This window comes from Kitasatospora sp. NPDC005751, from assembly GCF_040630835.1.
Taxonomy (GTDB): domain Bacteria; phylum Actinomycetota; class Actinomycetes; order Streptomycetales; family Streptomycetaceae; genus Kitasatospora.
The window spans coordinates 56,856-72,706 of sequence record NZ_JBEXYC010000029.1 but is presented as its reverse complement, the minus strand read 5'-3'; the positions used below and the strand labels follow the sequence as shown (position 1 = coordinate 72,706).

The 15,851-nt window shown below is 70.1% G+C and carries 14 protein-coding genes and 1 pseudogene; 10 read left to right on the top strand and 5 right to left on the bottom strand.

Features of this window, described 5'->3' with window-relative positions; all coding sequences use genetic code 11:
* Positions 1-105: 105 nt before the first annotated feature.
* The gene (locus ABZ497_RS24055) at positions 106-708 is read left to right on the top strand and encodes a superoxide dismutase (RefSeq protein ID WP_359808137.1); all 603 of its coding nucleotides are present in this window, start codon (positions 106-108) and stop codon (positions 706-708) included.
* A gap of 171 nt (positions 709-879) precedes the next feature.
* On the opposite strand, the gene ABZ497_RS24050 is transcribed toward ABZ497_RS24055, so the two are convergent.
* Both ABZ497_RS24050 and ABZ497_RS24045 read right to left on the bottom strand, forming a co-directional pair.
* Entirely contained in the window at positions 880-1,590 is a 711-nt protein-coding gene (locus ABZ497_RS24050; protein WP_359808135.1) for a creatininase family protein, read from the bottom strand.
* A 17-nt stretch (positions 1,591-1,607) separates the two neighbouring features.
* Positions 1,608-2,888, bottom strand: a complete 1,281-nt coding sequence (locus ABZ497_RS24045) for a hypothetical protein (RefSeq protein ID WP_359808133.1) — start codon at positions 2,886-2,888, stop codon at positions 1,608-1,610.
* Positions 2,889-3,049: 161 nt separating this feature from the next.
* Here ABZ497_RS24045 and ABZ497_RS24040 point away from each other — a divergent pair, with 161 nt between their 5' ends.
* The 5 genes from ABZ497_RS24040 (at position 3,050) to ABZ497_RS24020 (ending at position 6,485) form a co-directional block, all read left to right on the top strand.
* Positions 3,050-3,520, top strand: coding sequence for an ATP-binding protein (locus ABZ497_RS24040; protein ID WP_359808156.1), 471 nt, complete (start codon positions 3,050-3,052; stop codon positions 3,518-3,520).
* 169 nt (positions 3,521-3,689) lie between these two features.
* The gene (gene amcB / locus ABZ497_RS24035; protein WP_359808131.1) at positions 3,690-4,874 is read left to right on the top strand and encodes a cyclophane-forming radical SAM peptide maturase AmcB; all 1,185 of its coding nucleotides are present in this window, start codon (positions 3,690-3,692) and stop codon (positions 4,872-4,874) included.
* A complete protein-coding gene (gene amcA, locus ABZ497_RS24030; RefSeq protein ID WP_359808130.1) occupies positions 4,871-5,041 on the top strand; it encodes a multiple cyclophane-containing RiPP AmcA in 171 nt (56 codons plus the stop codon). Before amcB ends, amcA begins: the two co-directional genes overlap by 4 nt.
* 65 nt (positions 5,042-5,106) lie before the next feature.
* Positions 5,107-5,799: a pentapeptide repeat-containing protein gene (locus ABZ497_RS24025; protein WP_359808129.1), complete on the top strand. Its 693-nt coding sequence runs from the start codon at positions 5,107-5,109 to the stop codon at positions 5,797-5,799.
* Complete coding sequence (locus ABZ497_RS24020) at positions 5,796-6,485, top strand: hypothetical protein (RefSeq protein WP_359808127.1); 690 nt, start codon at positions 5,796-5,798, stop codon at positions 6,483-6,485. The genes ABZ497_RS24025 and ABZ497_RS24020 overlap by 4 nt, the downstream gene beginning before the upstream one ends.
* Positions 6,486-6,549: 64 nt before the next feature.
* Here ABZ497_RS24020 and meaB read toward each other — a convergent pair whose 3' ends face one another.
* The 3 genes from meaB to ABZ497_RS24005 are packed head-to-tail and all read right to left on the bottom strand — an operon-like array spanning position 6,550 to position 11,665.
* On the bottom strand, positions 6,550-7,542 hold the full coding sequence (gene meaB / locus ABZ497_RS24015) for a methylmalonyl Co-A mutase-associated GTPase MeaB (protein WP_359808125.1): 993 nt from the start codon (positions 7,540-7,542) through the stop codon (positions 6,550-6,552).
* A gap of 11 nt (positions 7,543-7,553) precedes the next feature.
* Positions 7,554-9,758, bottom strand: coding sequence for a methylmalonyl-CoA mutase (gene scpA, locus ABZ497_RS24010; protein ID WP_329486560.1), 2,205 nt, complete (start codon positions 9,756-9,758; stop codon positions 7,554-7,556).
* Positions 9,758-11,665 (bottom strand): methylmalonyl-CoA mutase subunit beta, encoded by a 1,908-nt coding sequence (locus ABZ497_RS24005; protein WP_359808123.1) that lies wholly within the window; start codon positions 11,663-11,665, stop codon positions 9,758-9,760. Before ABZ497_RS24005 ends, scpA begins: the two co-directional genes overlap by 1 nt.
* 187 nt (positions 11,666-11,852) lie before the next feature.
* Between ABZ497_RS24005 and ABZ497_RS24000 the strand changes: the two are divergent.
* The 4 genes and pseudogenes from ABZ497_RS24000 to ABZ497_RS23985 all read left to right on the top strand — a co-directional run.
* Positions 11,853-12,197 (top strand): annotated as a pseudogene (locus tag ABZ497_RS24000) (C40 family peptidase); the annotation flags it as partial.
* Positions 12,198-12,457: 260 nt separating this feature from the next.
* On the top strand, positions 12,458-13,855 hold the full coding sequence (locus tag ABZ497_RS23995) for an extracellular solute-binding protein (protein ID WP_359808121.1): 1,398 nt from the start codon (positions 12,458-12,460) through the stop codon (positions 13,853-13,855).
* A 96-nt stretch (positions 13,856-13,951) separates the two neighbouring features.
* Entirely contained in the window at positions 13,952-14,884 is a 933-nt protein-coding gene (locus tag ABZ497_RS23990) for a sugar ABC transporter permease (protein WP_359808120.1), read from the top strand.
* 70 nt (positions 14,885-14,954) lie between these two features.
* Entirely contained in the window at positions 14,955-15,848 is an 894-nt protein-coding gene (locus ABZ497_RS23985; RefSeq protein WP_359808118.1) for a carbohydrate ABC transporter permease, read from the top strand.
* Positions 15,849-15,851: the final 3 nt, after the last annotated feature.

Below are 15,851 nucleotides of genomic sequence, written 5' to 3'. Positions count from 1 at the left end.
CGGGGAATATGCAGGAGCCCACCCTTCGTTTCTGCAACCCGTACGCAATAGTGTTGTCCCGGCACGATCACCACCGCCGAACTCGCTGAAAGGGCCCGTCTCCTGATGAGCACCTACTCGCTTCCCGACCTGCCGTACGACTACTCCGCGCTGGAGCGGGCGATGTCCGCAGAGATCCTGGAGCTGCACCACTCGAAGCACCACGCGGCGTACGTCAAGGGCGCCAACGACACCCTGGAGCAGCTCGCCGAGGCGCGCGACAAGGAGCAGTTCGGCGGTCTGGTCGGCCTGCAGAAGACCTTCGCCTTCCACCTCTCCGGCCACGTGCTGCACTCGCTGTTCTGGGAGAACCTCTCCCCGGAGGGCGGCGACCGCCCCGAGGGCGCGCTGGCCGACGCCATCACCGAGCACTTCGGCAGCTTCGAGGCGTTCAAGAAGCAGCTCACCACCGCCACCACCGGCGTCCAGGGCTCCGGTTGGGGCATCCTCTCCTGGGAGCCGCTCGGCAAGCGCCTGATCGTCGAGCAGGTCTACGACCACCACGGCAACGTCGGCCAGGGCACCACCCCGCTGCTGGCCTTCGACGCCTGGGAGCACGCGTACTACCTGCAGTACCGCAACGTCCGCCCGGACTACGTCACCAAGCTCTGGGACGTCGTCAACTGGCAGGACGTCTCCACCCGCTTCGCGGCGGTGACGGGCGCCTGACGGACGGGACGCGGTAGCGGACCTACTGAGCTGGGCGAAGGAGGTTCCCGCCACTGAGGCGGGGACCTCCTTCTCGTCGTCTCCGGGCATGCGTGGCGGCTCGGACTCCGCCTTCCGAATGCCGCGGGGCCGCTGAGCCTCAGCGGCCCCGCGGTGGTGCGCTCGACGATGTCATCCGGTGAGGTGGGCGAGATGCGCGCCTGCCGACTTCGACAGGCTGTCGAGTACCGCCCTCCCCTTCGAGGCCGAGCCGAGGGAAGGGCGGCCGATGATGCCGTTCCCGGTGTAGCCGGCCATGCCAAGGGTGAGGAGATGGGGCCGCTCGGGGGCAGAGTGGTCGTCCTGCTCGATGCCGTCACGGATCAGGTGCGGGGCGCCGTGGAGCAGGAGGGAGACCTCAAGCTCGCCACCGTGCATGTCCTCGGCGCCGCTGCTTTCGAGACCGGCCTCGGTGCGGGCCTGCTGCCAGTCCTCGCGGACGGGGAAGAGAGCGACGCGCGGGCCGGTGGTGTTGGCCTCCTGGACGACGTTGGAGAGCACATAGTTCCCGCCGTGGCCATTGACGACGAGCAGGCCGGGGACGCCGGAGGCCTGGAGAGACCTCCAGATGTCGTTGACCACGGCGTACAGGGTGGCGGCGCTGATGCTCACGGTGCCGGGCAGGTGGGCGTGCTCGTGCGAGCAGGAGAGGGTGATGGGCGGCAGGAGGAAGAGGTCGTGGTCGGCGGCGATGCGTCGGGCGATCAGGCTCGCGACCACGGTGTCGGTGGTCAAGGGCAGGTGGGCGCCGTGCTGCTCGAAGCTGCCAACCGGCAGCACGGCGATTCTTGCGCCACGCCGGCCTTCGTCGGCGGAGGTGGCGACAGTGATCAGTGCGTCCATGGGCTCAGCCTCTCCCATCAGGTCGGAAAAGGTCGAGGGAAGGCTGTGGCGCTCACGAGTCTCAAGCGACCGGTGAACGTTGCCACTTCGGGTACGGTGCCCCACCGCTGGAGCGTGCGGGCGGCCGCGGACAGCTCCGCAAGCGCCCGCGCCGACTCCGTGTCGATGGCAATGGACAGGGCCCGGCTCGCTGCCGTGGCGGCCTGTCCGGGTTCACCCGAGACCGCATAGGCACGTGCCAGCCGTGAAAGGTACACGCCGTGGTCGGTGCGGTAGGCCGGTGGCAGGACGCGCAGCTCGGACTCGAACATCTCTACAGCTGCGTGTGGATCACCCAGCTCGATCAAGCAACCGGCACGCTGCATCTCGATGTAGGTCGGGGTGCAGTAGGCCATGTCGAGGGCATCATCGTCATGCGGCTCTTCCGGGTCCGCTGCCAGCTCGTGTGCCTCGTCGAACTTGGCTTGGGCGAGGCGAGGGTTGCCCATGAGGGCGTGGCCTTGGGCTTCCTGCTGTGCGGCCAGGGCTCTGATGCGTGGCGTGGTACCTGGAGCACGCTGGCAGGCCCGTGCGAGCCCGACGGCCTGTTGCGGGCTGCGGCGGGCGGTGGCCTGATTGCTCTTCCTGAAGAGCACGTAGGCAGCCATCCTGTCGTCGCCGGACTCCTGAGCCCATTCCATTGCTCGGTCCGACCAGTAGATTGCCTGGCTGAAGTCACCGAGATCTTGGTTCAACCAGCCCAGGAACTCGGCGGTCCGGGCACCGATGGTGAGGAGTTGTTCCCTGGCGCTGCCGCAGGTGCTCTGCTGGAGGCGGTCGAGGGCGTGGACGTGCTGCTTCACCGAGTCGAGTGAATGACGAGAGCCGAGCAGGTTCGCGGTCTTGTAGTGGTGGGGCATGAGGCCGCGCAGGTGACTGACGAAGAGTTCGGCGTCGATGAGTGAACCGTGGCCCCCGGTGGCGTTGTCCGGGTTCGGTAGCAGGCGTCGTGACCGGGGTGGGGGTGACTCCCGTTCCCAAGCCCGGTCGGCCAGGCCGAGCATGTGTCCCGGGATACGAAGGCCGTCGGCGATTCGCTCAACGAGGTCGATCTTCTCGACCTTCCGCCTTCCGGCCATCACCTCGCCGACTCGGCTCGGCGTCATGTCGCAGGACCGAGCGATGAGTGACGGGTAGATCCCCGCCAGCTTGACCAGCCGAAATATCGCACCGAAGTCTCGTCTTCGACAGGCGGCGATCATCTCTGGGTCGGACAGCAGGCCCGGCGGGAGCCGGTCCGGAACGCGAGCTTCGGTCACCACTACCCTCGCGGTCTATCAACGCTCTGCACTCGGAAGTTGATTGTCTGTGAGTTTACCCACCGTGGGCTATCAGCTTGGGTACGTTCGCGAAGTCATCTCTCGGCAACCTGGTTTCCACGGCCGGGACGATCGCCTCCGGCCCGCTAGGCATCGGGAAGGTGGTGCACGTGATCAGTTCGGGAGATCTCCGGAGAGACGCTGCGTCCCAGGGGCGGGTTGCCGGGACAGTCGCATTTGAGGAGGCGCTGCCCCGCCACAGGCGCTCGGCAGGGACGGCCCGTGGGCACCTGCGTGCGTTCCTTGCTCAGGTCCCCGGTGGGGCGGCTTTCGCAGATGACGGCCAGCTGGTCGTCACCGAGTTGGTGTCCAACGCCGTGGTGCATGCGCGGGTGTCACCCGGTCGGGAGATCGTGGTCCGGTTCGAGATCATCTGCGGGCACCTGCGCATCGCGGTGCACGACGCGAGTTGCGGCAAGCCTGTGATTCGCCGCTCGATCGACTCGTCCGATTGTTCAGGCCGGGGGTTGTGCTTGGTGGAGATGTTGTCCCTGGAGTGGGGCTGCGAGCCCCGGCCGGGAGGAATCGGAAAGATCGTTTGGGCTCTTGTGAGCCTGGGAGGTGGTACGTGATGGCTTGTGCCAGGCAGACCTCCGGAGCGACGGCGATGAGCTGTCGGTGCTTCGGCGCAGTGGAGGGGACGGTTCGGTGACGAGGATCCGAGGTCAGCGCGTGGCCGGGGCCGGACCGGCCCCGGCTACGGCGGGGACGACGGCTGGGAGTATCTCGCGTCCCTCACTCATGACGGCCGAATTCCAGGGCATCGCGGTGCCCACACACGTCGGATCGTCCAATACGCCACCACGCGATCGCTACCGGCGGAGGATCGCCCCCACACCACGCACCCTCGTGCTGCAGCCTGACGGGTACTGCAACGTGGCCTGCGAGTACTGCTACCTGCCCGAGAAGGACCGGCGAGCTCCGATGTCGATCGATGTCGCCGAAGCGGTTGCGCGTTCCGCCACGCAGTTCGCGACTCGTGGTGCGCCGCTCGACCTGGTTTGGCACGCCGGTGAGCCGCTCAGCCTCGGGGTGCGGCGGTTCGCCGAGCTCGCCGACCCGTTCGAGCAGCTCCGCCGTGCGGGGGCACTGCACCACTACGTGCAGACCAACGGCACTTTGATCAGTGACCGGTGGTGCGACTTCTTCGCTGAGCGTGAGGTCCGTGTGGGTGTGAGCGTCGACGGCCCGGCCGACTGCAACACGGCCCGCGTGGACCGGCGCGGCAGGCCCATCTTCGACCGCGTTGCCAAAGGCACCGCCCGGCTTCGGCGCCACGGGATCGACTTCTCCGTGATCGCCGTGGTCACAGCCGAGAGCATCGGTCGCCCCGAGGAACTGCTGGACTTCTTCGCCTCCCTGGGGTGCCACACTGTCGGTTTCAACATCGAGGAGAGTGAAGGCGCCAGCACCGATCGGCCGACCCCGTCCTTCGAGGATGCTACCGAGTTCTGGTACCGCACGATTGCGTGGACCCGTAGCCATCCGGGCCTGAAGGTGCGGGAGATCGACAGGCTTGGTGGATACCTGCGCTCGCTGCGGGTAGGGCTGGCACCGCAGGATGTGTTGCTCGACCCGATCCCCACCGTGTCGTCCGCCGGTGACATCGTCCTCCTGTCGCCCGAGTTGGGGGGCACCACCGCGCCGGCCTATCTGGACTTCCGGGCCGGAAACATCCTGGAACAGACGATCGACGAAGTTCTGGTGGCCGCCCACCGCCTGCGCTACGTGGACGAGTTTCTGGTCGGTCTGGACGCGTGTGAGGAAACCTGCGAGTTCTTCGGGTTCTGCAGAGGTGCGCAAGCCGGCAACCGGTACTTCGAGAACGGCCGCTTCGACACCACTGAAACGAACTACTGCCGCGTGTCGCGACAGGCCCTTCTCGTCGCCCTGTCCGATACCGTCCGAAAGGAGACCACAGCATGACGCTGCTCGAACTGCTGGCCACCATCGAGGCCGACGTGATCACCGATCTGGTGGACGCGACGACGGCCGGCTCCGTCGTCGCGAAGTTCGACAACCGGCCTACCTGGGACAACAACACTCCCAAGTTCGACAACCGGCCTACCTGGGACAACTGGAACAAGAAGTAGCCCGCAGACGACGCCGGGCCCGCGAGATGCTCGTGGGCCCGGCGGTTCCCGAGAGAGACACAACCATGGACACCCGCACCTTCGGCCGCGTTCGCGTCACCCTGCCCGACCTTGCCGACGGTTACCTTTCGAACGTCACCTCGTTGGAGAACAGCCGTGGCACCGTACAGGGCTTCCACTACGCCGACGCCGACCTGCGCGATCTCGATCTCGCGCACGCCCAGCTGATCACCGGCCGCATCGGTAGCCTGCGCGCCGCCAGGGTCCGGCTGGAGGACGTGCGGGCCGACTCGGTCGAGTTCGACGGCTGCGACCTCGGGTCGGCGCAGTGGGCCGACAGCAAGCTGTCCAGGGTGGTCTTCCGAAACTGCAAGATCATGGGAGCGAATCTCGCCGGTCTCACCCTGGACAACGTGATCTTCGAGAACTGCAAGCTCGACTACTCCGTCTTCGAGCAGGTCCGTGCCACCGGGCCGGTCGTATTCTCCCGCTGCGTCTTCTCCGAGGCGGTGTTCACCGGGTGCGATCTGACGGGTGCCGTTCTGGAGGACTGCACGCTGCGTGCCACCGAGTTCGGAAGGGGCGTCTACAAGGACGTGGATCTGCGCGGAAACGACCTGAGCGGCGTCCGCGGCGTCGCCAATCTGGCGAGGGTCGTCATCGACCACGCCCAGCAGGTCGACCTCGGCCGGGCCCTGACCGTCGAGCTCGCGGTCACGTGGGGTGATGACCTCGCGGCCGGGAGGTCGGGCCGATGAGCCTCCTCATCGCGGTTGGGGTCGATCAGTTGGCCGGCCGCTGCGAGGTGGCCGATGTGCGAGCCGTTCACGGGCAACGCCACTACGAGGAAGGTGCCGTGGTGCCCTTCGGCCCCTGGCGGCCGGTGACCCGAGAGCTTGCCGAGCGTCTGGTCCCGGCGGTGGGCACTCCGGGTGACATTCTGGTGGAGCTGGTCGATGTCAAGAACATTGACCGAGCCCGGCTCGACGATCCGGGCGTCACGTATCTCGGCCGGGCACTCGGCTCGGCCGACGCGCTCACCACGACGCCGAACCACCGTGACGGCCGCCTGATCGGTCTCCACCTCGACAACTGGGACAAGCTCGCCTACTCGGCCAAACACACCGGTCGTCGCCGCCTGTGCGTCAATCTCGGTCCCGGTGTCCGCTACCTGCTCGTCTGCGATCAGGACGCCCAGGCCGTTTGCCGTGCTGCGCACACTGATTGGGCCACCCGACACCCGCACACCGATGACGTGCGCGGTTGGGTGGCAGAGGGGCGCCCGCTGCACTGCTACCGGTTACGGTTGGAGCCCGGTAACGGATACCTGGCGCCTACCGAGTTCCTGCCCCACGACGGCTCCACCGAGGGACAGCTGGAGTCCAGTGCGGCCTTCTGGCTCGGCCACTGGCCGCGTGACTGCTTCGCGACCGCCGTCCTCTGACCGGGGGCGGTCGGTTGAGGACTGCCGCGGACCGCTCCGGGGCAGTCCGCCATTCCTGTCTGGCTCAGCCGGAGCCGAAGAAGCTGTCCAGGAGGCGCTGCGCCGCCAGGCTCGCCGGGATGGTGCCCTCGCGGACCTCGCGTTCCAGGGCGGGGGCCAGGCGGCGGACCTCGGGGTGTTCGTGGAGCTGGGCGTAGAGCTGGTCGTGCACCATCGCCCACGTCCACTCCACCTGCTGGTCGCGGCGCTTGGCCTCCAGCGCGCCGGTCGCGTCGAGGACCTTGCGGTGCTGCTGCAACCGCTCCCACAGGGTGTCCAGGCCGGTGCCGTCGCGGCCGCTGCAGGTGAGCACCGGCGGCGTCCACGGCGCGTCCGGGGCCTGCAACAGCCGCAGCGCGCCGGCGAGTTCGCGCGCGGCGGCCTTGGCGTCGGTCTCGTGCGGCCCGTCCGCCTTGTTGACGGCGATCACGTCGGCGAGCTCCAGCACGCCCTTCTTGATGCCCTGGAGCTGGTCCCCGGTGCGGGCCAGCGAGAGCAGCAGGAAGGAGTCCACCATGCCCGCGACCGCGGTCTCCGACTGCCCGACGCCGACCGTCTCGATGAGGACCACGTCGTAGCCGGCGGCCTCCATCACCACCATCGACTCCCGGGTGGCCCGGGCCACCCCGCCCAGCGTGCCGGAGGTGGGGGAGGGGCGGACGAACGCCGCGGGGTCGACCGCGAGCCGCTCCATCCGGGTCTTGTCACCCAGGATCGAGCCGCCGGTCCGGCTGGACGTCGGGTCGACGGCGAGCACCGCGACCTTGTGTCCGAGGGCGGTGAGCCGGGTGCCGAAGGCGTCGATGAAGGTCGACTTGCCGACACCGGGGACGCCGGTGATGCCCACCCGGACCGCGCCGCCCGCGTGCGGCAGCAGCCGGGTGAGCAACTGCTGCGCCAGCGCGCGGTGGTCGGGCCGGGTGGACTCCACGAGGGTGATGGCCCGCGCGACGAACGCGCGCGAGCCCTCCCGCACCCCCTGGGCGTACTGGTCGAGGTCGATCGTCCGGGGCGCCATCGTTCAGCGGCTCACAACTCGTGGCCGAGGTCGGCGGCGAGCGACTTCAGCAGGTCGAAGGCGGCCTCCGGGATCACCGTGCCGGGCGGGAAGACGGCGGCCGCCCCGGCCTCGTAGAGCGCCTCGAAGTCGCCCGGGGGGATGACCCCGCCGACCACGATGGTGATGTCCTCCCGGCCGGCCTCGGCGAGTTCGGCGCGCAGCGCCGGCACCAGGGTGAGGTGGCCGGCGGCCAGCGAGGAGACGCCGACGATGTGCACGTCCGCCTCGACGGCCTGGCGGGCGACCTCCGCCGGGGTCTGGAACAGCGGACCGACGTCGACCGTGAAGCCGAGGTCGGCGAAGGCGGTGGCGATCACCTTCTGGCCGCGGTCGTGGCCGTCCTGGCCCATCTTGGCGACCAGGATGCGCGGACGCCGGCCCTCGGCCCGCTCGAACCGCTCGACCAGGTCACGGGTGCGCTGGAGGGGGGCCGACGGCCCGGCTTCGTCTCGGTACACACCAGAAATGGTACGGATCTGGCCCGAGTGCCGGCCGTACACCTTCTCCAGGGCGTCCGAGATCTCGCCGACGGTGGCCTTGGCGCGGGCCGCGTCCACGGCCAGCGCGAGCAGGTTGCCGTCCAGGCCGCCGCCGCGCTGCGGACCGGCCTCGGCGGCCCGGGTGAGCGCGTGCAGGGCGGCCTGGGTGACGGCCTCGTCGCGCTCCTCGCGCAGCCGGCGCAGCTTCTCGATCTGGCGGGTGCGCACCGAGGAGTTGTCGACCTTGAGCACGTCGATCTGCTCGTCGCTGTCCACCCGGTACTTGTTGACGCCGATCACCGGCTGGCGGCCGGAGTCGATCCGGGCCTGGGTGCGGGCGGCGGCCTCCTCCACGCGCAGCTTGGGGATGCCCGCGTCGATGGCCTTGGCCATGCCGCCGGCCGCCTCCACCTCCTGGATGTGCTGCCAGGCGCGGCGGGCCAGGTCGTGGGTCAGCTTCTCGACGTACGCGGAGCCGCCCCACGGGTCGATCGACCGGCAGGTGCCGGACTCCTGCTGGAGCAGCAGCTGGGTGTTGCGGGCGATCCGGGCGGAGAAATCGGTCGGCAGCGCCAGCGCCTCGTCGAGCGCGTTGGTGTGCAGCGACTGGGTGTGGCCCTGGGTGGCCGCCATCGCCTCGACGCAGGTGCGGGTGACGTTGTTGAACACGTCCTGCGCGGTCAGCGACCAGCCGGAGGTCTGCGAGTGGGTGCGCAGCGACAGCGACTTGGCGTTCTTCGGGTCGAACTGCTTGACCAGCTTGGCCCAGAGCAGCCGGGCCGCGCGCAGCTTGGCGACCTCCATGAAGAAGTTCATCCCGATCGCCCAGAAGAACGACAGGCGTGGCGCGAAGGCGTCCACGTCCAGCCCGACGTCCAGGCCCGCCCGCAGGTACTCCACGCCGTCGGCCAGGGTGTAGGCCAGCTCCAGGTCGGCGGTGGCCCCGGCCTCCTGGATGTGGTAGCCGGAGATGGAGATCGAGTTGTACCGCGGCATCTTCTGCGAGGTGTACGCGAAGATGTCCGAGATGATCCGCATCGACGGCTGCGGCGGGTAGATGTAGGTGTTGCGGACCATGAACTCCTTGAGGATGTCGTTCTGGATGGTCCCCGCGAGCTTCTCGGGCGCCACCCCCTGCTCCTCGGCCGCGACGATGTACAGCGCCAGGACGGGCAGTACCGCGCCGTTCATGGTCATCGACACCGACATCTTGTCCAGCGGGATGCCGTCGAAGAGCTGGCGCATGTCGTAGATGGAGTCGATCGCCACGCCGGCCATGCCGACGTCGCCGGTGACCCGCGGGTGGTCGCTGTCGTAGCCGCGGTGGGTCGGCAGGTCGAACGCGACCGACAGGCCCTTCTGACCGGCCGCCAGGTTGCGGCGGTAGAAGGCGTTGGACTCCTCGGCGGTGGAGAAGCCGGCGTACTGCCGGACCGTCCACGGCTGGTTGACGTACATCGTCGGGTACGGGCCGCGCAGGTACGGGGCGATGCCGGGGTAGGTGCCCAGGAAGTCCAGGCCCGCCAGGTCGTCCGCGGTGTAGAGCGGCTTGACGCCGATGCCCTCGGGGGTGTCCCAGAGCTGCTCGTCGACGTCCTTGCCGGTCGCCTGCCGCCAGGAGGCGCGCCACTGCTCGCCGGTGACGTCCGAGCGGCCGTCCGCGTCCAGCCCGATTCCGGTGAAGTCGGGGATCATCAGGCCACTCCGCTTTCGTCGGTGATCTCGTCCAGGAGCGAGGTCAGGACCGCGACGGCGTCGCCGCCCGCGAAGACGAACCCGTCCACGCCCGCCCGCTCGTACGCCTCGCGCCGCTCACCGGGCCGGCCGGCCAGCAGCACCCGCCGGGCGCCGGCGGCCTTGAGCGCCGCGGCCACCGCCTCGGCGTGCTCGCCGTACACCTGGTCGCTGGAGCAGAGGCAGGCCACCCGGGCGCCGGAGGCGGTGAACGCCCCGGCGGCCGCGGCCGCGACGTCCGGCCCGGTCAGCGCGGTCTCGGCGGAGGTGGTCGCGATGCCGCCGGCCTGGAACAGGTTGGCCGCGAAGGTGGTCCGCGCGGTGTGCGCGGAGGCCGTCCCGAGCGAGGCCAGGAAGAGCGCCGGCCGGGCCCCGGTGGCGGCCAGCCGGGCGTCCGAGCGGGCGCGCAGCGCCTCGTAGGCCTCGGACCGGCGCACCCGCGGCAGACCGCCGCCGGGCCCGGCCGGGGCCGGCTCGCGGACCAGCGGCTGCTCGCCGAGGTTCGGGAACTCGCTGACGCCGGTGATGGGTTCGCGCCGCTTGGCGAGCGCCACCGAGCGCTCCGCCCAGGTGGCGGCGATCCGCTCGCCGACCAGGCCGGAGCCCAGGGCGGCCTGCTGGCCGCCGGCCCGCTCGATCTCCTGGAACCAGGCCCAGGCGGCGTGCGCGAGCTCGTCGGTCAGCCGCTCCACGTACCAGGAGCCGCCGGCCGGGTCGACGACCCGGGCCAGGTGCGACTCCTCCAGCAGGATCGCCTGGGTGTTGCGGGCGATCCGGCGGGCGAAGGCGTCGGACAGGCCGACCGCGCTGTCGAACGGCTGGACGCTCACCGCGTCCGCGCCGCCGACCCCGGCGGCCAGGCAGGCCACCGTGGTGCGCAGCATGTTCACCCACGGGTCGCGCTCGGTCATCATCACGGCGGAGGTGACGGCGTGCTGGCGCTGCGCCGAGGCCTCCGGCGCGGCCCCCGACACCTCGGCCACCCGGGCCCAGAGCCGGCGCGCGGCCCGGAACTTGGCGATCGTCAGGAACTGGTCGGCGTCGGCCGCGTAGCGGAACTCCAGCTGGCCGAGCGCGGCGTCGACCGGCAGCCCGGCGGCGGTGAGGGCCCGCAGGTAGGCGACGCCGGTGGCGAGGGAGCAGCCGAGCTCCTGCGCGGGGGAGGCGCCGGCCTCGTGGTAGGGGAGGGCGTCGACGACGAGGGCGCGCAGGCCCGGGAAGCCCGCGGCGCAGCGGGCCGCGAGGGCGGTGGCCCCGGTGAGCAGCGCCTCGGTGCGCCCGGCCTGGCCGGTGCGGGCCTGGAGGCCCAGCGGGTCGGCGCCGAGGTTGCCCGCGGCGGCGCCGGCGGACACCTCGCGCTCCTCGTAGAGCTTGAACAACTGCTCGGCGGCTTCGGCGAATTCCGGGCCGGCGTCGAGCACGATGCCGGCCAGGTCGAGGTAGACGCCGGTCAGCACGTCGGGCAGGGCCGCGACCGGCAGGGCGTCGCCGCCCAGCTCCAGCCAGAGCGAGCTGCCGCCGTTCTCCAGATCGGCCAGCACGGCCTCGTTGGCTCGGCGCGGGTCCGGATCGGTGTGCCGCTGGCGGACGTCCCAGCCGGAGACCGTGCTGCCCTGCGGCCGGCCGCCGCGGACGAACGGCGGGAAGCCGGGGTAGCCGGGCTCGGCCGGGGAGTCCTCGGCGGTGTACAGCGGGCGGGCGCGCAGCCCGTCCTGGAGTGCGGTGGTGAGCGCCTGCTCGGCCGCTGCGCCGTCCGCGGGCTGCGCACCCGACTTTCGCAGCACGCTCTCGACGAGGTGCTGCCACTGCTCGCGGTGTGCGGCCGGGAATTCGGCGGCCAGGGGAAGCCCTTCGGGCGGGACCGTCATGCCCCGCAGGTTAGCGCTCGTTTGCGTCGGCGCAGCAGAGGCCGAGGGTGTGACCTTGCCCTCGCTTTCCGCTTCCTCGCACTTCAGAGGGGTCGGCGGCGTCCAACTGCGGGGGAAACCGGTCGGGGAGTTTCTCAGGGTGTGGACAGTGGCGCGGCCGGGCCGGGGGCACGACGGGCCGGCCACCGGCCGGGCCGCGGCGGCCGTCCGGTTCGCCTATGCCCAGCTCGGCAAGCCCTACGTCTGGGGCGCCACCGGACCCGCCGGCTTCGACTGCTCCGGTCTGACCGGCGCGGCCTGGCGGGCCGCCGACGTCAAGCTGCCCCGGATCTCCCAGGACCAGTGGAAGACCGGCCTGCGGGTCGCCCGCGGCGACCTCCAGCCCGGTGACCTCGTCTTCTTCTACCCGGACCTGCACCACGTCGGCCTCTACATCGGCGAGGGCAAGATGATCCACGCGCGGCGCACCGGCAAGAACGTCGAGGTGCTGCCGATCGACGTGATGCCGTACGTCGGCGCCGTCCGCCTGTAGCGGCGGGCCGTCGACCCGCCGCCCGACCCGCCCACCAGCCCCGCACCGACCCGCCGTCCGACCTGCCGAACGCCCCCGGTTCCGACCGGGGGCGTTCGCCGTTCGGCGTCCCTGGTGTTGATCTGACGTTATGAAGTCGATTTCTTGCAAAGTCCTGTCGACATCTTGTGGCCCTCTGTTGCGCGGTGGTTAAGTGGCGGAGCCGCCGGACGAGCACCGCGGCGCCCCCACCACCCATGCCTGCAGAAGGGCCGTCCGCCATGAACAGAACCGGGCTCCGCCGGAGAACCGCCGCCGTCGCCGTGGCCGCAGGACTGGCCTTCTCCCTTGCCGCGTGCGGCAGTTCGGACGACCACGGGGCAACCGGCGCGGCGCCGTCGGGCGGCGCCGGCTCGACCCTGGACCCGAACGCGAAGGTCAGCATCAGCGTCGACTGCCAGCCGCCGGTCACCAAGGCCGCCGAGCGCAAGCAGTGGACCGAGGACGTCGAGGCGTTCCACCAGCGCTACCCGAACGTCACGATCACCAGCAAGGACGCCTCGCCCTGCGAGGAGCCCGCGCCGTTCACCGCCCAGCTCAAGGGCCGGACCCAGACCGATGTCTTCTACACCTACTTCACCGACCTCGACCAGGTGCTGGACGAGGGCGCGGCCGAGGACATCTCCGGCTACGTCGACGAGACGACCGTGCCGGCGCTGAAGGACATCGACCCCTCGGTGCTCGCCACGCTCAAGGACGGCGACAAGCTCTACGGCCTGCCCACCTCGAACTACAAGCTGGGCCTGCTCTACAACCGCAAGCTGTTCAAGCAGGCCGGGCTCGACCCGGACAAGCCCCCCACGACCTGGCCGGAGATCCGCGAGGCCGCGAAGCGGATCGCCGCGCTCGGCAACGGGGTCAACGGGTACGGCGACTACAGCGCGACCAACCAGGGCGGCTGGCACTTCACCGCCGAGCTGTACGGGCTGGGCGGCCGGATGGTCGGCGAGGACGGCCGGAAGGCCGCGTTCAACACCGCCGAGGGCCGGCAGGTCCTGCAGACCCTGTACGACATGCGCTGGACCGACGACTCGATGGGCTCCGCGCAGAGCCTCAAGTGGCCCGACCTGATGACCCGGATGTCCACCGACCGGCTCGGGATGTACATCGGCGCCCCGGACGACATCACCTACATGGTGCAGACCCTGAACGGGGACTACGCCGACTACGGCATGGGGCCGATGCCCGGCGGCAAGGCCGCGCTGCTCGGCGGCAACGACTACATGGTCAAGAAGGGCTCCAGCCCGGACCAGATCAGGGCGGCCGTCGCCTGGGTGAACTTCAAGTTCCTCACCCAGGGCAAGGGCCAGTTCGACTACGCCCGGACCAAGGCGGACGGCCTGCCGGTCGGCCTCCCGCAGCCCTTCTTCCTCACCGGCGCCTCGCTGGAGCAGGACAACCGGGCGAAGGCGGCCAGCGCCACCGTCCCGGTCCAGAACTACGCGCCCTACCTCGCCGCGTCCGTGCCGGGCCGCACCGAGCCGGCCCACGCGCAGCAGATCTACAAGGTGCTCGACAACGCGATGTCGGCCGTGCTGACCGACAAGGGCGCCGACGTCGCCAAGCTGCTGGACGACGCCGAGACCCAGGTCAACCAGGTACTGGCCAGCCTCCAGTAGCGAACGGGCGGGCCCGGCCCCGCGCCCCCGGCCACCCACGGCCACCGGTGAACAGCGACGGACAGCGACGGACAGCGACGAAGCGGAGAACGAGGGATGGCAGCGATCAGTGTCGCCGGGAAGGCGGCCCGGCCCACCAGTGAGCCCCGGCGGCGCGGCCGGCTGGGGCGGGGGCTGCGGCGCAACCTCACCGCGCACGGCTTCCTGCTCGGCGCACTGCTCTGTTTCGGCTTCTTCACCTGGTACCCGATGGTCCGTGAAGTGGTCATGAGCTTCCAGCGGACCAGGCGGGGCCGGACCAGCTGGGTCGGCCTGGACAACGTCGACCAGCTGCTCCAGGACCCGGCGTTCTGGCAGGCCTGGCGCAACACCCTGGTGTTCACCCTGCTGGCGCTGGTGTTCGGCTTCGCGGTGCCGTTCCTGGTCGCCGTGCTGCTGAACGAGCTGCGGCACGCCAAGGCCTACCTGCGGGTGCTGGTCTACCTGCCGGTGATGATGCCCCCGGTGGCCTCCGTGCTGCTCTTCAAGTACTTCTACGACCCGGACCACGGGTTGTTCAACAGCGTGCTGCGGGCGCTCCACCTGCCGACCTCGGCCTGGCTCGACTCGCCCGACACCGCGCTGCTCTCGGTGGTCATCGCCTCCACCTGGATGAACATGGGCGGCGCCACCCTGATCTACCTGGCGGCCCTCCAGGGCATCCCGGGGGAGCTCTACGAGGCGGCCGAACTGGACGGCGCCGGCCTGTGGCGCCGGATCTGGCACGTGACCGTCCCGCAGACCAGGCTGGTGCTCTCGCTCCTGCTGCTGCTCCAGATCGTCGCCACCATGCAGGTGTTCGTCGAGCCCTACCTGCTGACCGGTGGCAACGGGCCGCAGGGCTCCACCACCACCGTGGTCCACCTCGTCTACCAGTACGCCTTCAACTTCAACAACTACGGCGCCGCCTCGGCGCTCGGCCTGATCATGCTGCTGGTGCTGGCCGGATTCTCCGCCCTGTACGCGCGGCTGTCGCGCGAGGCCGACTGACCCGGGGCCGACTGACCCGGGGCAGACCGACCCGGGGCCGTCCAGTCCCGGACCACACCCGACCAGACCCATGGGAGCCCCGGTGCAGCCGCAGACCCGGACGCTGATCCCGCAGACCCAACTCGACCGCCCACGCGGCCGACTGCTCTACCGGCTGACCCTGGTGGCGACCGTCGTGGTCTTCACCCTGGTCTTCCTCGGCCCGCTGTACTGGCTGGTGACCGGCGGCCTGAAGTCCACCGCCGAGGTGGTCCGCAACCCGCCCACGCTCTTCCCCGCCGAGCTCCACCCGGACACCTACGCGACCGCGTGGAGCCGGCTCGGCCTCGGCCGGCTGCTCTTCAACACGCTGTACTACGCCTTCGGCGCGCTCGCCTTCCAGCTGGTCCTCGACGTGGCGGCGGCCTACGCGCTGTCCAAGCTGCGGCCCGTCCTGGGCAATCTGATCCTCGGCATGATGCTGGCCACCCTGATGATCCCGGCCGCGGTGCTGGTCGTCCCGCAGTACCTGACCGTCCTGGACCTGCCGCTGCTGCACGTCAACCTGATCAACACGCCCTGGGCGATCTGGCTGCCGACGGTGGCCAACGCCTTCAACATCTTCCTGCTGAAACGGTTCTTCGACTCCATCCCGGAGGACCTCATGGCGGCCGCCGCGATAGACGGGGCCACCCCGCTGCGCGCCCTGCGCTCCATCGTGCTGCCGATGTCCCGGCCGATCCTCGGCGTGGTCTCGATCTTCGCCGTGGTGAACGTCTGGAAGGACTTCCTCTGGCCGATGCTCGTCCAGCCCGACCCGGCCCGGCAGACCCTCAACATCGGCATCAAGTCGCTCTCCACGGGCGTGCCGCAGAACGTCGTCATCGCGGCCCTGGCCATCGCCTCGGCGCCGACCGTCGTCTTCTTCCTGATCTTCCAACGCAACATCATGTCCGGGCTCACCTCGGGTGGACTCAAAGGCTGACCG

What these genes read in the sequence shown, in the direction of transcription:
- ABZ497_RS24055 (WP_359808137.1), top strand. Translation starts at nt 106, where the DNA reads ATGAGCACCTACTCGCTTCCCGACCTGCCGTACGACTACTCCGCGCTG.
- ABZ497_RS24050 (WP_359808135.1), bottom strand. Translation starts at nt 1,590, where the DNA reads ATGGACGCACTGATCACTGTCGCCACCTCCGCCGACGAAGGCCGGCGT.
- amcB (WP_359808131.1), top strand. Translation starts at nt 3,690, where the DNA reads ATGACGGCCGAATTCCAGGGCATCGCGGTGCCCACACACGTCGGATCG.
- amcA (WP_359808130.1), top strand. Translation starts at nt 4,871, where the DNA reads ATGACGCTGCTCGAACTGCTGGCCACCATCGAGGCCGACGTGATCACC.
- ABZ497_RS24025 (WP_359808129.1), top strand. Translation starts at nt 5,107, where the DNA reads ATGGACACCCGCACCTTCGGCCGCGTTCGCGTCACCCTGCCCGACCTT.
- ABZ497_RS24020 (WP_359808127.1), top strand. Translation starts at nt 5,796, where the DNA reads ATGAGCCTCCTCATCGCGGTTGGGGTCGATCAGTTGGCCGGCCGCTGC.
- meaB (WP_359808125.1), bottom strand. Translation starts at nt 7,542, where the DNA reads ATGGCGCCCCGGACGATCGACCTCGACCAGTACGCCCAGGGGGTGCGG.
- scpA (WP_329486560.1), bottom strand. Translation starts at nt 9,758, where the DNA reads ATGATCCCCGACTTCACCGGAATCGGGCTGGACGCGGACGGCCGCTCG.
- ABZ497_RS24005 (WP_359808123.1), bottom strand. Translation starts at nt 11,665, where the DNA reads ATGACGGTCCCGCCCGAAGGGCTTCCCCTGGCCGCCGAATTCCCGGCC.
- ABZ497_RS23995 (WP_359808121.1), top strand. Translation starts at nt 12,458, where the DNA reads ATGAACAGAACCGGGCTCCGCCGGAGAACCGCCGCCGTCGCCGTGGCC.
- ABZ497_RS23990 (WP_359808120.1), top strand. Translation starts at nt 13,952, where the DNA reads ATGGCAGCGATCAGTGTCGCCGGGAAGGCGGCCCGGCCCACCAGTGAG.
- ABZ497_RS23985 (WP_359808118.1), top strand. Translation starts at nt 14,955, where the DNA reads ATGGGAGCCCCGGTGCAGCCGCAGACCCGGACGCTGATCCCGCAGACC.